We start from the raw sequence: 21,039 nt of genomic DNA on the forward strand, positions 1-21,039 counted from the left end.
CCGCGGGCGGGCGCACCGGGAGCGGGAAGCGGATGCCGCGGACCGGCGCCGGCTGCCACGGCGCGCCGCAGCGCGTCCCCGTCCGACGCGAAGCCCCGGCGCCGCCTCAGCGCGCGGCGGCGTCGGCGAGCGCGACGCGGCACGACTGCAGCATCGCGCTCAGCGCGTCGACGTCGCCGGAGTCGAGCATCGCGGTCATGTCGCGCTCGATCTCTGCGGCGGGGTCGCGCATGCGGTCGAGCAGCTCCTGCCCCGCCGGGGTGAGGAAGATGCGCAGCTGGCGCCGCGACGACGGGTCGGGGCGGCGCTCGATGAGTCCGCGGCGCTCCAGGGCGTCCAGCAGCTGGGTCATGCTCTGCGCACGCACGAACGACGTGCGCGCGAGCTGGGCCGCGATCGCCCCCGGGTGCCGCTCGAGCACTGTCAGCGCGGTGTATTGGATCGTCGTGATCCCATGCGCGGCGGCGAGCTGGTCGAGGCGCGACCGCACCGCGAGCTCAACCTGCTTGATGAGGTACAGCAGCGTCACCGGAGGCGCAGCGGTCGTCGCGGTGACGGTCGACCGTGCGCTAGCGGGCATCGACGCGTTCCTCCTCTTGCTCGTCGGCCGGGATCGGGGGCAGACGGCGTCGCGTGGCCCATCGGTCCACGGCATCCCCCACCGAGGGCACGATACCGCGCGGCAGCAGCAGGAGGAAAACCACGAGCACCACGCCGTATCCGGCGTACTGCAGAATCGGCCCCGCCGTGGGCGGCAGACCGGGCAGCGACGCCAGGGTGCTGAGCAGCTGCAGCCACAGGCTGAGCACGACCGCTCCCACGACGCCGCCCCACAGCGTGCCGAGCCCGCCGACCATCGCCATGATCACGTAGCCGAACGAGGTGAAGGGCGGGTAGGTGTCCTGGCTGACGAACGGCGTGAAGAACGCACCGATGCCGCCCGCGAGCCCGGCGAAGGCACCGGCGACCGCGAAGACGACGACCTTGCTGCGCAGTACCGGCACGCCGCTCGACGCCGCCGCGCTCTCACTGCCGGCGAGCGCCCGGATGCCGCGGCCGAACCGCGAGTTCACGAGGTTGTGCGCGACCGCCATGGCGCCCGCGAGCGCCGCCAGCGCGAGGTACGCGTAGGGCAGCTGCCCGCTGAACACGATCGGGCCGATCGACAGCGGCGGGATGCCGAAGATGCCGATGCCGCCGCCGAGGAACGGCACCGTGGCCATCACGGTCTGGATGATCAGCAGCACGGCCAGCGTGCCGAAGGCCAGGTAGTGTCCGCGCAGCCGCAGCAGCGGCCACCCGATCAGCGCCGCCACCGCCGCCCCGAGGATCGGCGCGAGCACGAGCGTCAGCAGCGGCGGAAGGCCGAGGTTGACGGTCAGCGCGGCGACCGTCAGCCCGCCGACCGCGACGAACGCGCTCTGCCCCAGCGAGACCTGACCGGCATAGCCCATGAACAGCGAGAGCCCGGTGACGACCACGGCCGCCAGCACGGTCTGCACGAAGAAGGTGAGATCGTTCAGCAGCAGCGGGATGACTGCGAGCACGATGAACACGACGATCGCCGCGATCCAGCGCGCGCGTCCCAGACTCGGGCGCACCCGAACGGCACTCGTGCTCATTTCGCCTCCTCCGTCGCCATGCGGCCCGCGCGCACGATCATGATGACGAGCATCATCAGCAGCGCGATGGGCGTCTGGTATGACCCGTTGCCGTAGGCGGCGACGAGCTGCCCGACCACGCCGAGGATCACCGCGCCGAGGAAGGTCATCCAGGGGCTGCGGAGCCCCCCGAAGATCGCCGCCGCGAACCCGCTCAGCACCAGCGGCAGGTCGGACGACACCGACACTGCCGTGGTCGGCGCGATGAGCACGCCGGCGAGCCCGCCGAGCGCGCCGGCGATCGCGAACGCGACCAGGCCCATGGCGAGGGGGTGGATGCCGACCAGCCGCGCCGCCCGCGGGTTCGCCGCGGCCGCGGTGAGGGCCTTGCCGATATCGGTGCGCGCGAAGAACAGGCTCAGCAGCGCGAAGGTCACCAGCGCCACGAGGAACACGAGCAGCCGCTGGGTGGCGAGGTTCACACCGAGGATCTGGATGCTGCCGCTGATGCCCGGCGGCGAGACGGGGTCCTGCCCCCAGATCGCGATCACCACCGCCTGCGCGATCATGCCGATGCCCAGCGTGATCAGCAGCGAGATCATCGGCGGAGTGCCCGGCTTGCCGATCGCGATCACGCCGATCGCGACGCCGATGACCGCACAGCAGATGACGGCGACCAGCTCGGCGAGGCCGTGCGGCAGCATCCCGCCCAGCAGAGAGTACGAGATCATCGCGCCGAAGACCGCGAGCATGCCCTGGGCGAAGTTGAGCACGTGCGTGACCCGGTAGACCACGACCATGCCGCTGCCGATGAGGGCGAACGAGCCGGCCAGCGCGAGTCCGGAGATGATGTAGGTGAGCAGCGCCTGCATGTCACTCCCCCGTTCCGCTGAGGTCGAGGCCGCCGAAGTAGGCATCCTGCAGCTCGGGGGCGTCGCGCAGCTCGGCCGTCGGGCCCTCCGCCTTGATCCGCCCCGACTCGAGCACGTATGCGCGCGAGCAGAGTTCGAAGGCCAAGCCGATCTCCTGTTCGATGAGCAGCACCGCCGTGCCGCGGGTCCGGTTGAGGGTGGCCAGGTGCTCGACGAGCTGCGACGCGACCATCGGCGCCAGCCCCAGCGACAGCTCGTCGACGACGAGCAGGTCGGGCTGCGCCATGAGCGCCCGGCCGACGGCGACCATCTGCTGCTGCCCGCCGGAGAGGGTGTCGGCGCGCTGCTTGCGCAGGCGCCGCAGGTCGGGCAGCAGCTCGTAGACCGGTGTCGGGTCCTTCGGGCGGTGCCGCCATGCGCCCAGGCGCAGATTGTCCTCGACGCTGAGCTCGCCGAACATCTGGCGCCCCTCGGGCACCTGCGCCACCCGGCCGCCGACCTCGATCCGGCCCGAGACGGGCTTGACGATGCCCGAGATGGCGTTCACGAGCGACGTCTTGCCGGCCCCGTTCGGGCCGACCAGCGCCACGAGCTCGGCGTCGTCGACATGCAGCGAGACGCCGTCGAGGGCCGTCGCCGCGCCGTAGCGCACGACGAGGTCGTCCACCGAGAGCATCATGCGGCGGCCTGCTTGCCGAGGTAGGCGGAGATCACCCGTGGGTCGCGCCGGATCTCGTCGGGCGTGCCGTCGGCGATCACCTCGCCGAGGTCGAGCACCGTGATCCGATCGGCGAGGCTCGTCACCATCGCCACGTCGTGCTCGATCAGCATGATCGTCATGCCGTCGCGGTGCAGATCGCGGATGAGGTGCGCCAGCTCGCGCCGCTCGTTCGCGCGCAGCCCCGAGGCCGGCTCGTCGAGCAGCAGCAGCGACGGCCGGGCGGTCAGCGCACGCGCCAGCTGCAGGCGCCGCTGCTGCCCGAGGGGCAGCTGCTCGGCATCCCGATCCGCCCAGTCCTCGAGCCCGACCCGGGCCAGCGCCTCGTATGCGTCGGCGAAGATCCCGCGCTCCTCGCGCCGATGCCGCGGCAGCCGCAGGGCGGCGCTGAGGGCGCCCGCGCGGGTGCGCGCAGTCGCCCCGACGGCGACGTTGGCGAGCACCGACATGCCCGGGAACAGCCGCGCGCCCTGGAACACGATCGCCACGCCGAGCCGCGCCCGTCGATGCGGGGGCAGCCGGTCGAGGGGCTGCCCGTCGAGGGCGATGCGGCCCGACTGGGCGTGCAGGTGTCCGCTGATCATCGTGAACAGCGTCGACTTGCCCGCCCCGTTCGGGCCGATCACCCCGCGCAGCTCGCCGTCGGCGACGGTGAGGGTGACGTCACGGTTGGCGTACACCCCACCGAACGCCCGCGAGAGCCGGTCCACCTCGAGCATGGCTACTTCGGGGCGTCCGTCTTGAACTTGTCGATCTGCCAGTCGGTGGCCTTCCACACCCCGTCCTTGACGACCATGATGCCGATGGCGCTGGAGTCCAGCCCCATGTGGTCGGTCTTGCTGTAGTGGTAGTGACCGTTCGGCGTGAGCAGGTCGGTCTGCTCCAGCGCGTCGCGGATCTTGTCGCGGTCGGTCGAGCCGGCCTTCTCGATCGCGTTCTTGATCAGCTGGATCGCCGTCGCCCCGCCGTAGGCGAACTCGGGCGGGTTCACGTTCTTGTTCGCGGCGCGCCAGGGCGTCGCGACCGCCATCACGAGATCCTTGTACGCACCGTCGGGCAGCGCGTCGGGGTCGAGGGCCGCGGTCGTCGCGCCGATGACGCCCTCGGCGGCATCCCCCGACGGCTCCAGCCACAGGTTCGAAGCCTGCGAGCCCGTCACATAGAACGGCACGCCCTTGCCGGCGATCTGCTTCGTGATGATGACCGGCGCCGGTCCCGAGCCCCACTGCACGAACGCGTCGGGGTGGGCGGCGACGACCTTCGTGATCAGCGGGGTGAAGTCGGTGGCCGACGGGTCGTACGACTCGTCGAGCACGATCTTCATCCCGGCGGCCTCGGCGAGCTCCTTCGTGGACTTCTCGCCGGTCTGACCGTAGAGGTCGGTGCCGGTGTAGGCGACGGCGACGTTCTTCACGTCCTGGGTCTTCCAGTAGTCGACGAGCGCCTGCGCGTAGATCTTCGTGCTGCCGGGCGAGGTGAACGCGTACGCGTTGCTGCCGTCGACGTATTGGTCGACGGGGCTGAGTGCGATGGTCGGGATCTTGTACTGCAGGATGCTGGAGCTCACGGCCGCCGCGGCGGAGGTCATCGAGCTCGCGAGCATCGCCGAGTAGCTCGAGTCGGAGGCCATCTGGTTGAACTGCTTCACAGACTCGGTCGGGTCGGTCTTGTCGTCCGCGACGGTCAGCTCGACCTTCTGCCCGTTGATCCCGCCGGCCGCGTTGATGTCGTCGACCGCCTGCTCGGCGGCCTCCTTGTCACCCGCGCCGAGCGCCGACAGCGCGCCGGTCAGGGGCATGACCGCGCCGATCTTGATGGTGCCGCCGGCGTTGCCGGTCGGCGATGTGCTCGCGCCGCCGGAACAGCCGGCCAGCGCGAGAGCGGTGACGGATGCCACCGCGAGGGCCGCGGCGGCATGCAGGGTCTTGGACTTCATCGTCACTCCGATTCGTCATTGAATGCAGGAAGCCGGGCGGGTATCAGGTTGCCTGACTATCAGGCAGTATGAACGCCGCATACCGCCCCGTCAACCCCCGATCCGCGATCGATGCCGGGCCGTGATCCGCAGCATCCACCCCCTTGTGCAATTATCAGGTTTCCTGATACTCCTGACTCCGTCACCCACCGGACGAAGGAGTTCGCATGACCAGAAGGATCACACGCGCCCTCACCACGATCGTCGCCGCGTCGGCGCTCGTGCTCACCGGCGGCATCGCCGCCCAGGCCGTCGAGACGACGGCCGACACGTCCACCAGTTTCAGCGGCAGTCTCGCGGACGGCGCCACCTGGATCGCCGACAAGCCCGCGCACTGGAACGGCGTGCTCGTGCTGTACAGCCACGGCTTCGGCCCGCTGAACGCATCGGACGCCCCGAACGCCGCCACCAAGGAGGCACTGCTCGACTCGGGCTACGCCCTGGTCGGCTCGTCGTACAGCGGCTCGACCATGTGGGCCCTCGCCTCGGCGACCGATGACCAATTCGCCGCCCTTGCGGCGGCGAAGAAGGTCATCGGCCATCCGCGCCAAGTACTCGCGCTCGGCACCTCGATGGGCGGGCTCATCAGTGCGCAGGAGGCCGAGCGCGGCAACGGCCGCATCGACGGTGCGCTGTCGACCTGCGGCCTGCTCGGCGGCGGCGTCAACCTGAACAACTACCAGCTCGACGGCGAGCACGCGATCGCGCAGCTGCTGGCGGACGACCCCGACATCCAGCTCGTCGACTACGCCGACGCCACCGAGGTGCAGGCGGCCACGACCGCCCTCACGGACGCCGTGAACGCCGGGCAGCAGACCGCAGAGGGTCGCGCCCGCATCGCGCTGGCCGCCGCGCTGATGCAGGTGCCCGACTGGATCAGCGGCGACGAGCCGCCCACGTCGTACACCGAGCAGGAGGCCCACGAGGCCGCCTGGCTGCCGGGCATGCTGAGCTTCACGATCTCGGGCCGCCCGTCGATCGAGGCCTCGGCCGGCGGCAACGCCTCGTGGAACGTCGGGGTCGACTACGCGAAGCTGATCCGTTCCTCGGAGCACTACGCGCAGATCCGCACGCTCTACCGGCAGGCCGGACTCAACCTGGACAAGGACCTGCGCACGCTCACCCGCACCGCCGACATCGCCCCCGACACGGATGCGCTGAAGTCGCTGACCGCGACCTCGACGGTCACCGGACGCATCACGGTGCCCGAGCTGACGATGCACACCATCAGCGACCAGCTCGCGCCGATCGCGTACGAGAACCTGTACGCCAAGCAGGTGCAGCGCGCCGGCCGCGCGTCGCTGCTGCGGCAGGCGTACACGCAGTCCATCGGGCACTGCAACTTCACCGCCGCCGAGATCGTGGGCGCCCTGAACACGCTGCACACCCGGGTGTCGACGGGTCACTGGCCGAGCACGACGGCACGGGCCCTCACCCGCGCCGCCGACCGCACCGGATACGGCGACAGCAGCTTCATCGACTACCGCCCGCCGGTGTTCGCCAACGCCCGCAGCTACACGCCCGTGCACCACCGCTGGTCGCGCAGCTGACGCTCGTCGCGGCCGGCGCCTGCCCCGGCGTCGGCCGGGCGTCGGCCCCCGCGCCGGCATTCGGTCGTCGCGAATCACCGCCGTAGCGCGAGAAAACGGTGATTCGTGACGACCGAACGAAGGGGGTGGATGCCGCGGGCCGCGGTTTCGACACGGCCGCGCACGCACCGCGCCGTGGCCGCCCACGCACCGCGCCGCGGCCGCCCACGCACCGCACCGCGGCATCCACCCTTCGGTTCAGCGGTCGGTATCTGCAACCCGCCGCGTCTCGCGGCCGCAGATATCGACTGCTGATTCGGTGCGCCCGGTTCAGCAGTCGCCTTCGGCGGGTGCGTCGAGCTCAGAGCTGCAGAAGCTGACTGCCGAATCAACGGGACGGGGCGCCGAGCACCGGCCCGGCACCCCGGCGCGCGCGCCATACTCGAACCAACGGCGGGCCGCCGGTATCCCGGCCGGGCACCGGCCCGCGCATGTCGCTCTCACAGAGGAGAACTGGCCATGACCATCACCGAACCTCCTGTCGCCGCATTCGCTCCGGGCCGCCTGTTCATCGGCGGACAGTGGCGCGATGCCTCCGACGGATCCCGCCAGGACGTCATCAACCCCGCCACCGGCGCGAAAATCACGGATGTCGCCCGGGCGAGCGCCGCAGACGTCGACGCCGCGGTGGCCGCCGCGCGCGATGCCTTCGACTCCGGCCCGTGGCCGCGCATGTCGAGCCGCGAGCGCGCGCGCATCCTGCAGCGCGCGTACGAGCTGATGCGCGAGCACACGGAAGAGCTCGCCCAGGCCGAGTCGGCGAACGTCGGCAAGCCGATCATGCTCGCCCGGTTCGTCGACGTGAACAACGCGGCCGAGCTGTTCGAGTACTACGCCGCCTACGGCCACCATCTCGACGGCGCCGTGCGCGAGACCACCGGCGCCACCCACGCCTATGTGAAGAAGGAGCCGTTCGGGGTCGTCGCGGCGATCACACCCTTCAACTTCCCGCTCATCCTGTCGAGTTCGAAGATCGCCCCGGCCCTGATCGCCGGCAACACGGTCGTGCACAAGCCGGCCTCCGACACCCCGCTGTCGGCACTGCTCATGGCCGGCATCCTCGCCGAGGCGGGCGTGCCCGACGGCGTGTACAACGTGGTCACCGGGGCGGGCGGGACGATCGGCGACCACCTCGTCTCGCACCCCGACGTCGACAAGGTCGCCTTCACCGGATCCACCGCGGTCGGTGCGCATGCAGCATCCCTCGCCGCGGCATCCCTCACCCCGTTCACCGCCGAACTCGGCGGCAACGCCGCGAACATCGTGTTCGCCGACGCCGACCTCGACCAGGCGATCCAGACCGTGATCTCGGCGTTCGTGTTCAACTCCGGCCAGTTCTGCATGTCAGGCCCCCGGCTGCTCGTGGAGCGGCCGATCCACGACACGGTCCTCGGCATCCTGCGCGATGCGGTGCCGCAGGTGCCGTTCGGCGATCCGACACTGCCCGAGACGGTCATCGGCCCGCTCGCCAGCGCCGACCAGCTCGAGAAGGTGACCGGCATGGTGCAGCGGGCGAAGGATGCCGGGGCCACCGTCGTCACCGGTGGCGAACGGGTCGGCACAGACGGGTTCTTCTACCGGCCGACCGTGCTCGCTGATCTGGCGGCGGACGCCGAGGCGGTCGTCGACGAGATCTTCGGCCCGGTGCTCACCGTGCAGCCGTTCGACACCGAAGACGAAGCCGTGGCGCTGGCGAACGGCACGGCATACGGTCTGGCCTCGGGCATCCAGACCCGCGACCTCGCGAAGGCGCACCGCGTCGCTTCCCGCCTGCAGGCCGGCATCACCTGGATCAACGGCTGGGCGCTGATGGACCCGTCGGTGCCCTTCGGCGGTGTGAAGGCGTCGGGCTGGGGCCGCGAAGGCGGCCCGGAGGCCATGGAGTCCTACCAGCGCTCGCACTCGATCGTCTTCAACCTCGCCACAGACTAGGGGGCTGGATGCCGTGGGCCGCGGCGTGTGATCGAACGAGAGCACCGCGGGCCGCGGCATCCGCTTTTCCCTCTTGCTATTTACCTATGGGCATAGTTAAAGTGGCGAACGAGCGCAGAGCAGCGCTCCTGTGGCCCGGAAGGATCCCGACGTGACAGCGCACAGCCCCGCACCCGACACGACCGCCGCCCTCGACCTGGTCGACGGCTTCTCACTCGAGATGACCGGCAAAGACGTCCCGGGACTGGAAGAGGCCGCGCAGGCCCTCCCTGCCGGCACGAAGATCAACGTCACCTTCCTCGGCAACGAGGACCTCGAGATGCGCGTGGCGGCGGCCAAGCGGGTCAAGGATCTCGGCTTCACCCCCGTGCCGCACATCTCGGCCCGCCGCATCCCGTCGCAGGCGTACCTCGAAGAGTTCCTGTCGGCGCTGCGTGAGGTGGGCGCGACCGAGCACGTGTTCTGCGTGGGCGGCGACCCCGCCACCCCGGAGGGGCCATACGCCGACGCGCTGAGCGTCATCCGCACCGGTGTGCTGCCGCAGTACGGCGTGAAGGAGGTCTCGATCGCCGGCTACCCCGAGGGGCACCCCGACATCGCGACCGACGTGCTCTGGCAGCACCTCGAGGACAAGTCGGCGGCCCTGCAGGAGCAGGCACTGGATGCCGTCATCCTGACCCAGTTCGCGTTCGACACCGATCCCGTGCTGACGTGGATCGACGCCGTGCGCGGACGCGGCATCGACACGCCGATCCGCATCGGCACCCCCGGCCCCGCGGGGATCAAGCGACTCCTCGGCTTCGCCCGCCGCTTCGGCATCGGTGCGAATGCGATGATCGTGAAGAAGTACGGATTCAGCCTGACCAACCTGATGGGAACGGCCGGCCCCGACCGGTTCGTGACCGACCTGTCGGCCCTGCTCGCGCAGGACCCGGCATCGGGTAGCGTCAAGCTCCACTTCTACACATTCGGCGGACTGCTGGCGACGGCTCAGTGGGCCGACCGCTTCATCGCAGAACGATCCTGAGGAGGCCCCTCTGTGACAGTCCACAACGAAGCCCTGCGTGATCACGCGTGCCTGATCGTGCACGGCCCGGATCAGCCGGGTCTGGTCGCGGCGGTCACCGCGCTGGTGACCCGCAACGAGGGCAACATCGTCTCGTTGGACCAGTACTCCGACAACCCGGCCGGTGGGGAGTTCTTCCAGCGGGTCGTGTTCCACCGGGCAGATCTGGCCGCCGCGGTCCCCGCGATCGAGGCGGATCTGGCCGGGACGCTGGAGCCGTACGGCGTGGCGTGGAAGCTGACCGATCAGTCGATCCCCAAGCGGATGGCGATCCTGGCCTCCACCAGTGACCACTGCCTGCTCGAGCTGCTGTGGCGGCACCGGCGCGGGGAGTTGCCGGTGACCATCCCGATGGTCATCAGCAACCACACCAACACCGCCGAGGACGTGCGCACCTTCGGGGTGCCGTTCTTCCACGTGCCCTCGCAGGGTCCCGACAAGTCCGCGGCCGAGGCGAAGATCCTCGAGCTGGTGTCCGGGAACGTGGACTTCATCGTGCTGGCCCGGTACATGCAGATCATCAGCGACGACTTCCTGCAGAACGTCGGGGTGCCCGTGATCAACATCCACCACTCCTTCCTGCCCGCGTTCATCGGCGCCGCCCCGTACCGCAAGGCGAAGGAGCGCGGCGTGAAGCTGATCGGCGCGACATCCCACTACGTGACCAAGGACCTCGACGAGGGGCCGATCATCGAGCAGGACGTGGCCCGGGTGGACCACTCGATGTCCGCCGCCGACCTGCAGGCCCGCGGCGCATACGTGGAACGCGAAGTCCTCGCCCGCGCCGTGCAATGGCACGCCGAAGACCGCGTGATCCGATCCGGCAACCACACCATCGTCTTCACCTGACCGGACGCCGCAGCCGCGGCATCCACCATCCATGAACAAGGAGGTTCCCATGGCAGACAACCTGCAACAGCTGATCGACGAGACGAATCCCGTCGAGCTGCTGCGGAACTCGCAGATCGGGTCGTACATCTACCCGGTGGTCCCCGCGGACTTCACGAACTGGATCAAGGAGCAGCGTGCCTGGCGCGACACCGCCGTGCTCTATGACCAGACCCACCACATGGACAACGTGTTCCTGCGCGGGTCTGATGCCATCCGGCTCATCAGCGACACCGCGATCAACTCGGTGGCGAACTTCCCTGTCGACCGTGCCAAGCAGTATGTGCCCACGACCTCTCAGGGGTATGTGATCGGCGACGGCATCCTGTTCCACCAGTCCGAGGACGAGTACGTCTACGTCGGCCGGGCGCCGGCGTCGAACTGGCTGATGTACCACGCCGAGACCGGCGGGTATGCGAACCTCGACCTGAGCGTCGACCGCCGCTCGCCGTCGCGGCCGTACGGGCACGCGGTGTCGCGCCAGTACTACCGCTTCCAGATCCAGGGGCCGGTGGCGTGGCAGATCATCGAGAAGCTCAACGGGGGGCCGCTCGAGCAGCTGCGGTTCTTCACGATGGCGACGATGCAGATCGCGGGCAAGACCGTGCGCACGCTGCGCCACGGCATGGCCGGTGCGCCCGGTCTCGAGGTCTGGGGCCCGTATGAGGACCACGACGCGATCGCCGCGGCCATCATCGACGCCGGCGCCGAGTTCGGGATGCTGCCGGTCGGGTCGCGCGCGTACCCGTCGAACACGCTCGAGTCGGGGTGGATCCCCTCGCCGCTGCCGGCCATCTACACCGGCGAGGGCGAGCGCGGCTACCGCGAGTGGCTCGGCGTCGACAGCTACGAGGCCACCGGGACGCTCGCGGGATCGTTCGTCTCGGACGACATCGAGGACTACTACCTGACCCCCTGGGAGCTCGGCTACGGGTCGTTCGTGAAGTTCGACCACGACTTCATCGGACGCGACGCGCTCGAGAAGATCGACCCGGACACCCAGCGCCGCAAGGTGACCCTCGCCTGGAACGCCGAGGACATGACGAAGCTCTACGCCTCGCTGTTCGACGTCGAGGGCCCGAGCTACAAGTTCTTCGACCTGCCGCTGGCCAACTACGGCTCGGCGAACTACGACGCGGTGACGGATGCCGCGGGCGCCGTCGTCGGATACTCCATGTTCACCGGCTACAGCTCGAACGAGCGCCGCGCGCTGTCGCTGGCGACCGTGAACCCCGACGTGCCCGAGGGCGCCGAGGTGACCGTGCTGTGGGGCGAGGACCCGAACACGACCAAGGCCACGGTCGAGCCGCACGAGCAGGTCGCGGTGCGCGCCGTGGTCAGCCCGGTGCCGTACTCGACGGTCGCGCGGCAGACCTATCACGGCGGCTGGCGCACCGGGTACGGACAGGACTGAGCGGTGGGGATGCCGCGGGCCGCGGCATCCCCCCCTCCCGCCCGCTTCTCGTTGAGAGTGCAACGGGCGGACGAGAGCATGGGTGGTTCCCTACCTCTCGTCCACCAGATGCACTCTCACCGATGACGAGACGGTGCGTAACGCTCCGGCGGATCCCGGCGCGCACCGCTAACCTCGTTGCGGAAGGAGTGGTATGAGCCTGCGCTACGCACTCTTGGCGATCCTCCGGGTCGGCCCTCTCTCGGGCTACGACCTGCAGAAGCAGTTCTCGCAGTCGGTCGGGCACGTCTGGCATGCGCCCGATTCGCAGATCTACCCCGAGCTGCGCAAGATGCAGGGCGACGGCCTCATCGTCGGCGAGGAGCAACGCCGCGGCGAGCGCGGCATGCGTCGCGTCTACCACGTCACCGAGGCCGGCGACCGCGCATACCGGGAGTGGATGGCCACGCCGCTCGACTACCAGCGCGTGCGCGACCCTGCTCATCTGCGCGCCGCGTACCTCGAGAACACGACGCCTGCGGCGGCCCGCGACTTCCTCCGCCGGCACATCGCCTATTGGGAGAGCGAGCTCGAGGCGTTCCAGGGCGAGCTCGACCACATCGCGCGGATGGACAGCTCGATGCTCAACCGCCGGCTCGAGGTCACGCCCGACACCGAGCGCGAGGCCACGATCGAGTACAAGCGCTTCTCGTACGAGGGGCTCGCCGAGCGCGCCCGCGGCGAGATCGACTGGGCCCGCCGGGGCCTGAAGCTCGTCGACCGGCTCGCGTCGCGGGTGGATGCCGCGGCCCGCGTCTGAGCGCGGCGCGGCCTCGGTCTGAGCGCGGGGCGGCCTCGGTCTGAGCGCGGCGCCGGAGGTGGCGCCGCGGCGCGGCGCGTAGGCTTGATCGGTGCAGATGAACGAGGCGCGCACCTGGAACCGGTTCTACGCCCCCGGAACCCCCATCGACATCGAGACGGCCACCGGCTCACTGTGCGACCTGCTCGATGAGCGCGTCGCCGAGTTCGCCGACCGCGACGCGATCAGCTTCTTCGGCGCGACGGTCACCTACCGGCAGCTCGCCGACCGGGTCGCGCGCACAGCCAACGGGCTGCGCGAACTCGGCGTGAAGGCCGGCGACCGCGTCGCGCTGGTCATGCCCAACGCCCCGCAGCATGTGGTCGCCTTCTACGCCGTGCTGCGCGTGGGCGGCATCGTCGTCGAGCACAACCCGCTCTACACGCCCGACGAGCTCGAGACGCAGTTCCGCGACCACGGCGCGCAGACCGTCATCGCGTGGGACAAGGTCGCGCCCACCATCCAGGCGCTGCCGGCAGACCTCGGCATCCGCACCGTGATCTCCGTCGACGTCACCCGCGCCATGCCGTTCGGCACGCGCCTCGCGCTGCGGCTGCCGATCGCCAAGGCCCGCGCCTCGCGCGCGGCGCTGCACGCACCCGCCCCCGGCACGGTGCCGTTCGCGCGACTCGAGCGCAGCGCGCCGCTCGCGGCATCCCACCCCCGTCCGCAGGTGGGCGACACCGCGTGCCTGCAGTACACGTCGGGCACGACCGGCACGCCCAAGGGCGCGATCATCACGCACGGCAATCTCTGGTCGAACGCCCGTCAGGGGGCGGCGTGGATGCCGCAGTTCGAGCGCGGTGCGGGCAGCATCTACGGTCTGCTGCCGATGTTCCATTCGTTCGGGCTGCTGCTGTCGGTGATCTACTCGGTCGAGACCGGATCGCGCGCGGTGCTCTTCCCCACGTTCGACCCCGAGCTGGTGGCGCAGGCGGCCAAGCGCTTCCCGCCCACGTTCATCCCGGCGGTGCCGCCGATGTTCGACCGGCTCGCGCGCGTCGCGCGCGACGGCAAGCTCGACCTCAGTCAGGTCGTGTACTCGATCTCGGGCGCCATGACGCTGACCCCCGCGATCGTGAAGCGCTGGGAGGACCTGGCCGGCTCCATGCTCAACGAGGGCTATGGCATGACCGAGACGAGCCCCGTGGCGCTGGCGAACCCGTTCAGCGACGTCCGCAAGATCGGGGCCATCGGCATCCCGTTCCCGTCCACCGACATCCGCGTCGTCGATCCCGAGCAGCCCACCCGCGAGGTCGCGCAGGGCGAGGTCGGCGAGCTGCTTATCGCGGGTCCCCAGGTGTTCGGCGGGTACTGGAACCGGCCCGACGACTCGGCCGCCGCCATGGTCGACGACCGCTGGCTGCGCACCGGCGACCTCGTCGTGCAGGACGAGGACGGCTTCGTCACCGTCGTCGACCGCAAGAAGGAGCTCATCATCACCGGCGGCTTCAACGTCTCGCCGAGCGAGGTCGAGCGGGTCGTGAACGGCGTGCCCGGCGTCGCCGAGTCGGCGGTCGTGGGACTGCCGCGCGGCGGAGGGGCCGAGGTGGTGACGGCCGTGGTCGTGCTCGAGCCGGGCGCGACGTTCGACGAGGACGCCGCACGCACCGCCGCCCGCGACAGCCTCGCGGAGTACAAGCGCCCCACGTCGTACCTGGTCTGGGACGAGCTGCCGAAGTCGCTGATCGGCAAGGTGCTGCGCCGCCGCGTGCGCGACACGCTCATCGCCGACCGCAAGGCCACCCGCGCCGCCGACGAGGAGTAGTCCGGGAGACCCCCGGCCCGCGCGCCGCGCACATCTGTCGCCGTCGCGCGCTCCGGCGCGCGGAAACGCCCCACACCGACAGAGCTGCGGGGCGGGATGCCGCGGGGCGGGGCCTCAGCACCGGCGGCCGGGACGCCGCGGCGGCCGTATCAGCGCCGGCGCGCGCGACTGCGCGGGCGGGCCGGCGGCAGTTCAGGCGCCGCGACCTGGGGCCCGACCGCGGCCGTCAGCTCGCCGATGCCCTCGACAGCCATCCGCACGACGTCGCCGGTCTGCAGCGCCGGGATGTCGACGCCCCGGCCCCACAGCTCGCCGAGGCATCCGCCGTTGCCGACCGTCCCCGAGCCGAGTACGTCACCCGGGACGACCCGCGAGTTGCGCGACGCGTACGCGACGAGCTCGGGCAGCGGCCAGCCCATGTTCGAGACCAGATCCTCACCGACGAGCCGGTCGTTCACCCACGCCTCGGCCCGCACGGCCAGGAACCCGTCGTCATCGAGATACGATTCGAGCTCGTCGGCGGTCACGATCCACGGTCCGAGGCTCAGGCCGAAGTCCTTGCCCTTCGCGGGCCCCAGCCGCACCTTCATCTCGCGGGCCTGCAGGTCGCGGGCGGACCAGTCGTTCATGATCGTGTAGCCGAAGACGGTGGATGCCGCCTCCGCCGCCGTCAGGTTCGTCTCACCGACACCGGGGGCCGCGCCGATGACCACGGCGATCTCGAGCTCGAAGTCGAGCCGCTGCGTGACCGGCGGGGCGACCGGCGCGCCGGGGCCGAGCACGGTGTGCGGATTCGTGAAGTAGAACGTGGGTGCCTCGTACCACTCCGGCACCACCCCGCCCTCGCCGTCGACCGAGGCACTGACGCCCTCGACGTGCTCCTCGAACGCGACGAAGTCGCGGATCGAGGCAGGCGCGACGGGCGCGAGCAGGCGCACGTCCGCCAGCGGCGTGCCCGCGGAGCCCTTCACCCGCTCGTATATGCCGCGCGCGGCATCCAACCCCTGCGCCAGCACGTCCGCGACGGTGAGCCCGCCGGGGAACGGCACCACACGGTCGTCGACGACGAACCCGTCGGCGCGCCCCGCGGACGTCTCCCACCGCGCGATGCGCATGTCAGGCCAGCTCTGCGAAGGTCTCCGCCACCCAGTCGGCGGTCCATTGCGAGACGTAGGGCATGTTGTCGAGGCCGATGTGTTCGGCGCCGCCCTCCTCCTGCGTGAAGATGCGCAGCTCGCGCTTGGGCGAGTTCACGGCGGCCTCGTACTCCTTGTGGGCGTACTCGACCGGGATCTGCCGGTCGCCCTCGCCGTGCGTCACGAGGAACGGCACTGTGATGTTCTCGACGACGCCCTCGAGCCGCATGTTCTTCGTCTTCTCGATGAAGTCGTCCATGTCGCTCGCGCCGAACACCCAGTGCACGTGGTCCCAGTAGTGCGGCACGGGGTTCTCGCCCTCGCGGCGCCGGCGGGCCTCCTGCACAGCGGCCCAGTCGTAGTTCGCGCCCCAGGCGACCGCCAGCGCGATGCGCTTCTCGAACGCGGTCGCGCGCGGCACGTAGTAGCCGCCCAGCGACCATCCGACGAGGCCCACCTTCGCGGCATCCACCCCCAGCTCCGACGCGTTCGCCTCGATCCAGTCGAGCGTCGACGCCGCCCACACCTCGGTGTCGTAGCGGGCGTGCAGGTCGCGCATGCGCAGCGCCTCGCCGGACCCTGGCGGGTCCATCATGAGCGTCGAGATGCCGCGCTCGGCCAGCTCCTGCGCGAACCCGGAGGTGTACATCATCTCCTTGGTCGAGTCGAGGCCGTTCCACATCACGATGAGCGGGTGCGGCCCCTCGCCCGGAGCGCGGTAGAAGTAGCCCGGCAAGGCCGAGCCCTCGGGCGCATCGTCGCCGGCATACGGCACGTCGACGGTGGTCAACGGCACGTCGCCCAGCTCGACGTGCTTGAGCAGCAGGTCGATCGACTTCTGGTAGGCGGCCTTGCGGCCCTCCCACTTCGGCGACTGCAGGCGCTCGGCCTGCGAGGTGTACAGGGCGCTGCGGTAGTACTTGTCGGCGGCGCCGCGGCGCCAGCCGCGCGCCTCGTCCTCCTGCGCCGAGGCCAGCAGCCGGTCGGCGACGGCCTGCCACGACGCGTACAGCAGCTCGGTGCCGACGTCATCGCCGTGCTCCGACGCCTCGAGCACCGGGCGCGACGCCTTGTCGACGTCGTCGATCAGGCCGCCGTTGTTGAGGGTCGCGACCACCGACATGCTCCACACGTAGTTGGTCGGGAAGTACATGTACATAGGGGGTTCCTTCGCAGGGGAGGGTGGATGCCGCGGCTAGGCGCGCACGGCGTCGGAGAGATAGGTGGCCACACCCGAGACGTACTGGCCGCCGTCGACGGGAACGTCGACGCCGGTCACGTACGAGGCGGCGTCCGACAGCAGGAACGCCACCACGTTCGCGACCTCCTGCGGCTGCCCGCCGCGATGCAGCGGCGAGACGGCCTCGTTCGCCGCGAGGAACGCGGCCGGCGCGCTCGCGGTCATGTCGGTGTGGATGTAGCCCGGGTGCACGAGGTTGACCCGGATGCCGCGCGGCCCGAGCTCGGTCGCGCACGAGTGCGACAGCCCGCGGATCGCCCACTTGCTGGCGGTGTATGCCGCCGTGTAGTGGCCGGTCATGCCGGCGGCCGAGCCCACGTTCACGATCGCCGACCCCTCGCGCATGAGCGGAAGGAGGGCCTGGATGCCGAGCATGGGGCCCGTGACGTTGATGGCGAGCACGCGATCCCAGTCCTCGCGCACGACCGCGCCGATGCGCGTGCGCTGGGTCACGCCGGCGTTGTTGACGAGGCCCTTGACCGTGCGGCCGTCGAGCGAGGCGGCCAACGCCTGCCAGCCCGCCTCGTCGGCGACGTCGAGCGTGCGGTAGGTGACGGTGCCGGGCAGTGCCGCGGCATCGGCGAGCAGCTCGGGCGCATCGTCGCGGATGTCGGCCGCGACCACGTCGGCACCCTGCGCGGCCAGCAGCAGCGCCTCCTGCGCGCCCTGGCCGCCGGCGGCCCCGGTGACGACGAAGAGATTGCCGGCGATGCCGGGCAGCTGCAGATCGGTCATGCGGTCACCGGTCCTTTGCGGTCGAGCAGCTCGATGAAGTTGCCCTCGGGGTCGGTCACGAAGGCGAAGCGCACCCCGGGTTCGGGCGACGGCCCCGGCTCGGTGACCACGATCGCGCCGGCCTCGACGAGGGCTGCGAAGGTCTCGTCGACGCTCTCGACACGGAAGCAGACGTGCCCGTACCCCTGCGCGAGCAGTTCGTCGGGAGGGGTGGATGCCGCTGCCCGGTGCGTCGACCCGCGGAGTTCGAGCAGCTCCAGGGCGATGCCGTCGGGGCCGATCAGGAACACCCCGCGGAGACCTGCGCCGGGCACGTCGAACGCGCCCGCGGCGCCGAAGCCGAACGCGCGCTGATACCAGTCGCGCTGGGCGTCGAGATCGCCGACCGACAGGCCGACGTGGTCGATGTGCAGGGTCATCTCAGTTCTTCTCCCCCCGCGCGCCGGGCCCGTGCGGCCCCGCGGTCATGAGCTGGTCGCGCACATCGCCGGGCAGCACGGTGAGCAGCTCGTCTTCGAAGTGCCCGTCGATGAGGATGAACGCCATGCGGCACACCCGATCGGTGCGGTTCGCCCAGGCGTGGTCGGTGCCGCGCTGGACGCAGATGTCGCCGGCGCGCAGCGTCGTCTCGCTGTCGTCGAGGATGAGCACGATCTCGCCCTCCAGGACGATCCCGTAGTCGACCGACTCGGTGCGGTGCACGGGCGACTGGCGTCCCTCGGGACCGACGTGCCCGGGGAAGAACTCGTTCACGCGGATCTTCGTGCCGTTCACCGGCGGCGGCACTCGGATCGACCCGATCGTGGGATCGCCCTCGTCGGCGACGATCGGCGCCGGCATCCCGCTGGTCTGCCACACCTCGTAGAAGCCCGCCCCGTCTTCGGGCATGACCCGGTGCACGGGGACGATCCCGTCGGAGACGACGACCGACACCCCGTTCGCGTCGTGGCCCGTCACCACGCGGCGGGGCACGGTGCCCTCCGGCAGGCCGGCGGCCGCGGCATCCACCTCCCCGGTGCTCATGGTGCGGGCACCAGCGCCAGCAGCGCGTCGTTCATGACCCGCTCGGGGTCGGCGTCGGGGGTGCCGGGGTTCTGCTCCCACTGCGCCAGCTGCATCGACGCGTCGACGACGCCCTTGATGCGCGGGATGCGGCGCGCGTAGAAGTCGGCGAGCTGCTGTTCGAGATCGCCTTCGGCGGTGACGTACTCGGCGAAGAGCACCGCGTCCTCGAGGCACTGCGCGGCGCCCTGGGCGATGAGCGGCGGCACGGCGTGCACGGCCTCGCCGAGCGCGACGACGCGGCCGGTGTGCCACGGGCCCTCGACGAAGATCCACTCGATCTCCTGGAAGTTCAAGAACGTGTCGGCGGTGATCGACTCGCGCAGCGCGTCGTACTCGCCGTGGTAGTTCTCCATGAGACGGCGGACCTCCTGCCAGTCCTCGAGCCCGTTGTCGGGGCGCTGCGGACGGCACAGCACGAAGATGTAGCACTGGGTGTCGCTGACCGGCGTGTAGCCGACCTTGAAGGCTCCGCCGTCGTCCTCGGTCGGGAACGCGATGCCGCCGGTCATGTCGGGGCGGCGGCTCGTGACCGCACGCCAGATGCCCAGCCCGCTGGGGGCGCGGTCTTCGGTGATGCCGATCTTCGGCCGGTTCTGCGACTTGATGCCGTCGGCCGCGACGATGAGGTCCCAGGTCTCGGTCGTGCCGTCGGAGAGCACCGAGGTCGCCTCGTCGCCGTGCGTCTCGAACGAGGTGAGCTCGAGCCCGAGGCGGATCTCGACCCCCAGCGACTCGGCCTTCGCCACGAGGATCTCGTGCAGGTCGGGACGCAGGGCCCCGATCGTCGGCGGCAGATCGTCACCGCCCGTACGGGGCGTGTGGGTCTCGGCGAGCACATGACCGTTCGCGAGGGTGAGGGTCAGGCCCTCCTCCGGCTGGCCGACCGCCAGCACCTCGTCGATCACCCCGATCTGCTTGAACACCCGCAGCGCGTTGCCCTGGATCGTCAGGCCGTGGCCGACGCGCGCCCATGCCGGCGCCTTGTCGACGAGGGTGACCCGCACGTCGCGCTGTGCCAGGGCGATCGCCGTCGTCAAACCGGTGAATCCACCGCCCACGATGAGCACATTCCGAACCGACATCCTCGCCATTCCTCTCACGGCGCGTCTTCACGCCTCACCGCTCGAACGTATGAGGGATCGGCGGTCGGAACCAATCGTCGTGCGCGATGACTGCTATCGCGCCGTCACACGGCGAACAGTCCGTCGGCGCGGGCACGCTCCGCGAGCGCACGGAACCAGGCGTGCGCGGGATCGTTCGCCCGCGAGGGATGCCACCAGATGCGCTCGATCAGCTCCACCGGCGCGAACGGGGTGGGGACGAAGACGGTTCCGGTCACCGCCGCGTTGCGCTGCGCCAGGCGGCGCGGCACCACCCCGATCAGCGACGTGCCCCGCACCACCAGCGGGATCGACAGCAGCGTCGAGGTCGTCACGCGCACGGGGGGCCAGAGCTCGAGCTCGCGCATGCGCCGCTCGACGGGGATCATGTGCGCGTGCCCGAACTCGCAGCGCACGCTGGGGCCCGCCGCGAAGTCCTCCCGAGAGATCGCGCCGGAGGCGACGACCGGATTGTCGCGGTCGGCGATGACGACGTACTCGTCGCGGAAGAGCTCGACGCCGTCGAGGTCGATGCCGATCGCCGGCGGTGCCACCACGAAGTCGTGCGCGAGCAGGTCGCGGTTGCCCTCGGTGGGGACCACGTCGAGCTTCGACAGCTCGACACTGATGCCCGGAGCCTCGGCGCTGGCCAGCGCGAGCAGCGGGCGCAACTCGAGCGCCGCGTAGTCGGTCATCTCCATCGTGAAGCGCCGACGCGAGGTGGCCGGGTCGAACGGCTCGGTCTGCCCGAGCGCCTGGGCCACGAGCGGCAGCGTCAGCTGCACCTGCGGCAGCAGCTGACGGGCGAGCGGCGTCAGGTCGTAGTCGCGGCCCACGCGCACCAGCAGCTCGTCCTGGAACAGCGCCCGCAGCCGCGACAGGGCCGATGACATCGTGGACTGCCCGATGCCGACGCGCTCGCCCGCGCGCGTGACGTTGGCCTCCTCCAGCAGCGCGCGCAGCGCCACCAGAAGGTTCAGATCGGGTTCCTCGTCGACCACAGATGCATGGTATCCGGTGGGCGCATGGCCACCGCGGGCGCGGGCGACCTACGCTCGAGTCACAAGCCTCGGGCCGCGGCATCCCTCCGCGTCCCCTCCCG

General features: G+C 70.6%; 20 protein-coding genes. 7 read left to right on the forward strand and 13 right to left on the reverse strand.

From position 1 onward, the window contains the following. Nucleotides 1-106 precede the first annotated feature (106 nt). Genes ABMQ42_RS10770 through ABMQ42_RS10795 form a run of 6 tightly spaced genes read right to left on the reverse strand, consistent with a single transcriptional unit; the run spans nt 107 to nt 5,127 of the window. On the reverse strand, nt 107-580 hold the full coding sequence (locus ABMQ42_RS10770; RefSeq protein WP_349722988.1) for a MarR family winged helix-turn-helix transcriptional regulator: 474 nt from the start codon (nt 578-580) through the stop codon (nt 107-109). Further along, the gene (locus ABMQ42_RS10775; RefSeq protein WP_349722989.1) at nt 570-1,622 is read right to left on the reverse strand and encodes a branched-chain amino acid ABC transporter permease; all 1,053 of its coding nucleotides are present in this window, start codon (nt 1,620-1,622) and stop codon (nt 570-572) included. Before ABMQ42_RS10775 ends, ABMQ42_RS10770 begins: the two co-directional genes overlap by 11 nt. Next, complete coding sequence (locus ABMQ42_RS10780; RefSeq protein ID WP_349722990.1) at nt 1,619-2,473, reverse strand: branched-chain amino acid ABC transporter permease; 855 nt, start codon at nt 2,471-2,473, stop codon at nt 1,619-1,621. The genes ABMQ42_RS10775 and ABMQ42_RS10780 overlap by 4 nt, the downstream gene beginning before the upstream one ends. A 1-nt stretch (nt 2,474) precedes the next feature. Continuing rightward, on the reverse strand, nt 2,475-3,152 hold the full coding sequence (locus ABMQ42_RS10785; RefSeq protein ID WP_349722991.1) for an ABC transporter ATP-binding protein: 678 nt from the start codon (nt 3,150-3,152) through the stop codon (nt 2,475-2,477). Next, nucleotides 3,149-3,910: an ABC transporter ATP-binding protein gene (locus ABMQ42_RS10790; RefSeq protein WP_349722992.1), complete on the reverse strand. Its 762-nt coding sequence runs from the start codon at nt 3,908-3,910 to the stop codon at nt 3,149-3,151. The genes ABMQ42_RS10785 and ABMQ42_RS10790 overlap by 4 nt, the downstream gene beginning before the upstream one ends. A 2-nt stretch (nt 3,911-3,912) precedes the next feature. Beyond that, on the reverse strand, nt 3,913-5,127 hold the full coding sequence (locus ABMQ42_RS10795; protein WP_349722993.1) for an ABC transporter substrate-binding protein: 1,215 nt from the start codon (nt 5,125-5,127) through the stop codon (nt 3,913-3,915). A 206-nt stretch (nt 5,128-5,333) separates the two neighbouring features. Between ABMQ42_RS10795 and ABMQ42_RS10800 the strand changes: the two genes are divergently transcribed. From ABMQ42_RS10800 to ABMQ42_RS10830, 7 genes are all read left to right on the forward strand, one after another. Continuing rightward, on the forward strand, nt 5,334-6,716 hold the full coding sequence (locus ABMQ42_RS10800; RefSeq protein WP_349722994.1) for an alpha/beta fold hydrolase: 1,383 nt from the start codon (nt 5,334-5,336) through the stop codon (nt 6,714-6,716). A 498-nt stretch (nt 6,717-7,214) separates the two neighbouring features. Next, entirely contained in the window at nt 7,215-8,687 is a 1,473-nt protein-coding gene (locus tag ABMQ42_RS10805; RefSeq protein WP_349722995.1) for an aldehyde dehydrogenase family protein, read from the forward strand. Nucleotides 8,688-8,907: 220 nt separating this feature from the next. Continuing rightward, the gene (locus ABMQ42_RS10810; protein ID WP_349723169.1) at nt 8,908-9,714 is read left to right on the forward strand and encodes a methylenetetrahydrofolate reductase; all 807 of its coding nucleotides are present in this window, start codon (nt 8,908-8,910) and stop codon (nt 9,712-9,714) included. Nucleotides 9,715-9,726: 12 nt separating this feature from the next. After that, nucleotides 9,727-10,602 carry a formyltetrahydrofolate deformylase gene (gene purU, locus ABMQ42_RS10815; RefSeq protein ID WP_349722996.1) on the forward strand — a complete coding sequence of 292 codons (876 nt, stop codon included), beginning with the start codon at nt 9,727-9,729 and terminating at the stop codon, nt 10,600-10,602. A gap of 49 nt (nt 10,603-10,651) precedes the next feature. Then, the gene (gene ligM, locus ABMQ42_RS10820; RefSeq protein WP_349722997.1) at nt 10,652-12,055 is read left to right on the forward strand and encodes a vanillate/3-O-methylgallate O-demethylase; all 1,404 of its coding nucleotides are present in this window, start codon (nt 10,652-10,654) and stop codon (nt 12,053-12,055) included. Between the two features lie 193 nt (nt 12,056-12,248). Beyond that, nucleotides 12,249-12,854 carry a PadR family transcriptional regulator gene (locus ABMQ42_RS10825; protein WP_349722998.1) on the forward strand — a complete coding sequence of 202 codons (606 nt, stop codon included), beginning with the start codon at nt 12,249-12,251 and terminating at the stop codon, nt 12,852-12,854. 97 nt (nt 12,855-12,951) lie between these two features. Continuing rightward, entirely contained in the window at nt 12,952-14,661 is a 1,710-nt protein-coding gene (locus ABMQ42_RS10830) for a long-chain-fatty-acid--CoA ligase (protein ID WP_349723170.1), read from the forward strand. Between the two features lie 149 nt (nt 14,662-14,810). Here the strand turns inward: ABMQ42_RS10830 and ABMQ42_RS10835 are convergent, their stop codons facing one another. The 7 genes from ABMQ42_RS10835 to ABMQ42_RS10865 form a co-directional block, all read right to left on the reverse strand. Beyond that, nucleotides 14,811-15,776 carry a fumarylacetoacetate hydrolase family protein gene (locus ABMQ42_RS10835; protein WP_349722999.1) on the reverse strand — a complete coding sequence of 322 codons (966 nt, stop codon included), beginning with the start codon at nt 15,774-15,776 and terminating at the stop codon, nt 14,811-14,813. Nucleotide 15,777: 1 nt separating this feature from the next. Next, complete coding sequence (locus tag ABMQ42_RS10840; protein ID WP_349723000.1) at nt 15,778-16,956, reverse strand: alpha/beta hydrolase family protein; 1,179 nt, start codon at nt 16,954-16,956, stop codon at nt 15,778-15,780. A 36-nt stretch (nt 16,957-16,992) separates the two neighbouring features. Next, complete coding sequence (locus ABMQ42_RS10845) at nt 16,993-17,772, reverse strand: SDR family NAD(P)-dependent oxidoreductase (RefSeq protein WP_349723001.1); 780 nt, start codon at nt 17,770-17,772, stop codon at nt 16,993-16,995. Beyond that, nucleotides 17,769-18,191, reverse strand: coding sequence for a VOC family protein (locus ABMQ42_RS10850; RefSeq protein ID WP_349723002.1), 423 nt, complete (start codon nt 18,189-18,191; stop codon nt 17,769-17,771). The genes ABMQ42_RS10845 and ABMQ42_RS10850 overlap by 4 nt, the downstream gene beginning before the upstream one ends. Before the next feature lies 1 nt (nt 18,192). Then, nucleotides 18,193-18,795: a cupin domain-containing protein gene (locus ABMQ42_RS10855; protein ID WP_349723003.1), complete on the reverse strand. Its 603-nt coding sequence runs from the start codon at nt 18,793-18,795 to the stop codon at nt 18,193-18,195. Further along, nucleotides 18,792-19,919, reverse strand: coding sequence for an FAD-dependent oxidoreductase (locus ABMQ42_RS10860; RefSeq protein ID WP_349723004.1), 1,128 nt, complete (start codon nt 19,917-19,919; stop codon nt 18,792-18,794). The genes ABMQ42_RS10855 and ABMQ42_RS10860 overlap by 4 nt, the downstream gene beginning before the upstream one ends. 104 nt (nt 19,920-20,023) lie before the next feature. Continuing rightward, nucleotides 20,024-20,938, reverse strand: a complete 915-nt coding sequence (locus ABMQ42_RS10865; protein ID WP_349723005.1) for a LysR family transcriptional regulator — start codon at nt 20,936-20,938, stop codon at nt 20,024-20,026. Nucleotides 20,939-21,039: the final 101 nt, after the last annotated feature.

This window comes from Microbacterium sp. KR10-403, assembly GCF_040196215.1.
Lineage (GTDB): Bacteria > Actinomycetota > Actinomycetes > Actinomycetales > Microbacteriaceae > Microbacterium.

Coding starts and splice junctions, on each gene's coding strand:
- ABMQ42_RS10830 (WP_349723170.1), top strand. CDS start 12,952: ATGAACGAGGCGCGCACCTGGAACCGGTTCTACGCCCCCGGAACCCCC.
- ABMQ42_RS10860 (WP_349723004.1), bottom strand. CDS start 19,919: ATGTCGGTTCGGAATGTGCTCATCGTGGGCGGTGGATTCACCGGTTTG.
- ABMQ42_RS10790 (WP_349722992.1), bottom strand. CDS start 3,910: ATGCTCGAGGTGGACCGGCTCTCGCGGGCGTTCGGTGGGGTGTACGCC.
- ABMQ42_RS10785 (WP_349722991.1), bottom strand. CDS start 3,152: ATGATGCTCTCGGTGGACGACCTCGTCGTGCGCTACGGCGCGGCGACG.
- ABMQ42_RS10825 (WP_349722998.1), top strand. CDS start 12,249: ATGAGCCTGCGCTACGCACTCTTGGCGATCCTCCGGGTCGGCCCTCTC.
- ABMQ42_RS10850 (WP_349723002.1), bottom strand. CDS start 18,191: ATGACCCTGCACATCGACCACGTCGGCCTGTCGGTCGGCGATCTCGAC.
- ABMQ42_RS10840 (WP_349723000.1), bottom strand. CDS start 16,956: ATGTACATGTACTTCCCGACCAACTACGTGTGGAGCATGTCGGTGGTC.
- ABMQ42_RS10770 (WP_349722988.1), bottom strand. CDS start 580: ATGCCCGCTAGCGCACGGTCGACCGTCACCGCGACGACCGCTGCGCCT.
- ABMQ42_RS10805 (WP_349722995.1), top strand. CDS start 7,215: ATGACCATCACCGAACCTCCTGTCGCCGCATTCGCTCCGGGCCGCCTG.
- ABMQ42_RS10835 (WP_349722999.1), bottom strand. CDS start 15,776: ATGCGCATCGCGCGGTGGGAGACGTCCGCGGGGCGCGCCGACGGGTTC.
- ABMQ42_RS10775 (WP_349722989.1), bottom strand. CDS start 1,622: ATGAGCACGAGTGCCGTTCGGGTGCGCCCGAGTCTGGGACGCGCGCGC.
- ABMQ42_RS10855 (WP_349723003.1), bottom strand. CDS start 18,795: ATGAGCACCGGGGAGGTGGATGCCGCGGCCGCCGGCCTGCCGGAGGGC.
- ABMQ42_RS10810 (WP_349723169.1), top strand. CDS start 8,908: ATGACCGGCAAAGACGTCCCGGGACTGGAAGAGGCCGCGCAGGCCCTC.
- ABMQ42_RS10845 (WP_349723001.1), bottom strand. CDS start 17,772: ATGACCGATCTGCAGCTGCCCGGCATCGCCGGCAATCTCTTCGTCGTC.
- ABMQ42_RS10795 (WP_349722993.1), bottom strand. CDS start 5,127: ATGAAGTCCAAGACCCTGCATGCCGCCGCGGCCCTCGCGGTGGCATCC.
- ligM (WP_349722997.1), top strand. CDS start 10,652: ATGGCAGACAACCTGCAACAGCTGATCGACGAGACGAATCCCGTCGAG.
- ABMQ42_RS10800 (WP_349722994.1), top strand. CDS start 5,334: ATGACCAGAAGGATCACACGCGCCCTCACCACGATCGTCGCCGCGTCG.
- ABMQ42_RS10780 (WP_349722990.1), bottom strand. CDS start 2,473: ATGCAGGCGCTGCTCACCTACATCATCTCCGGACTCGCGCTGGCCGGC.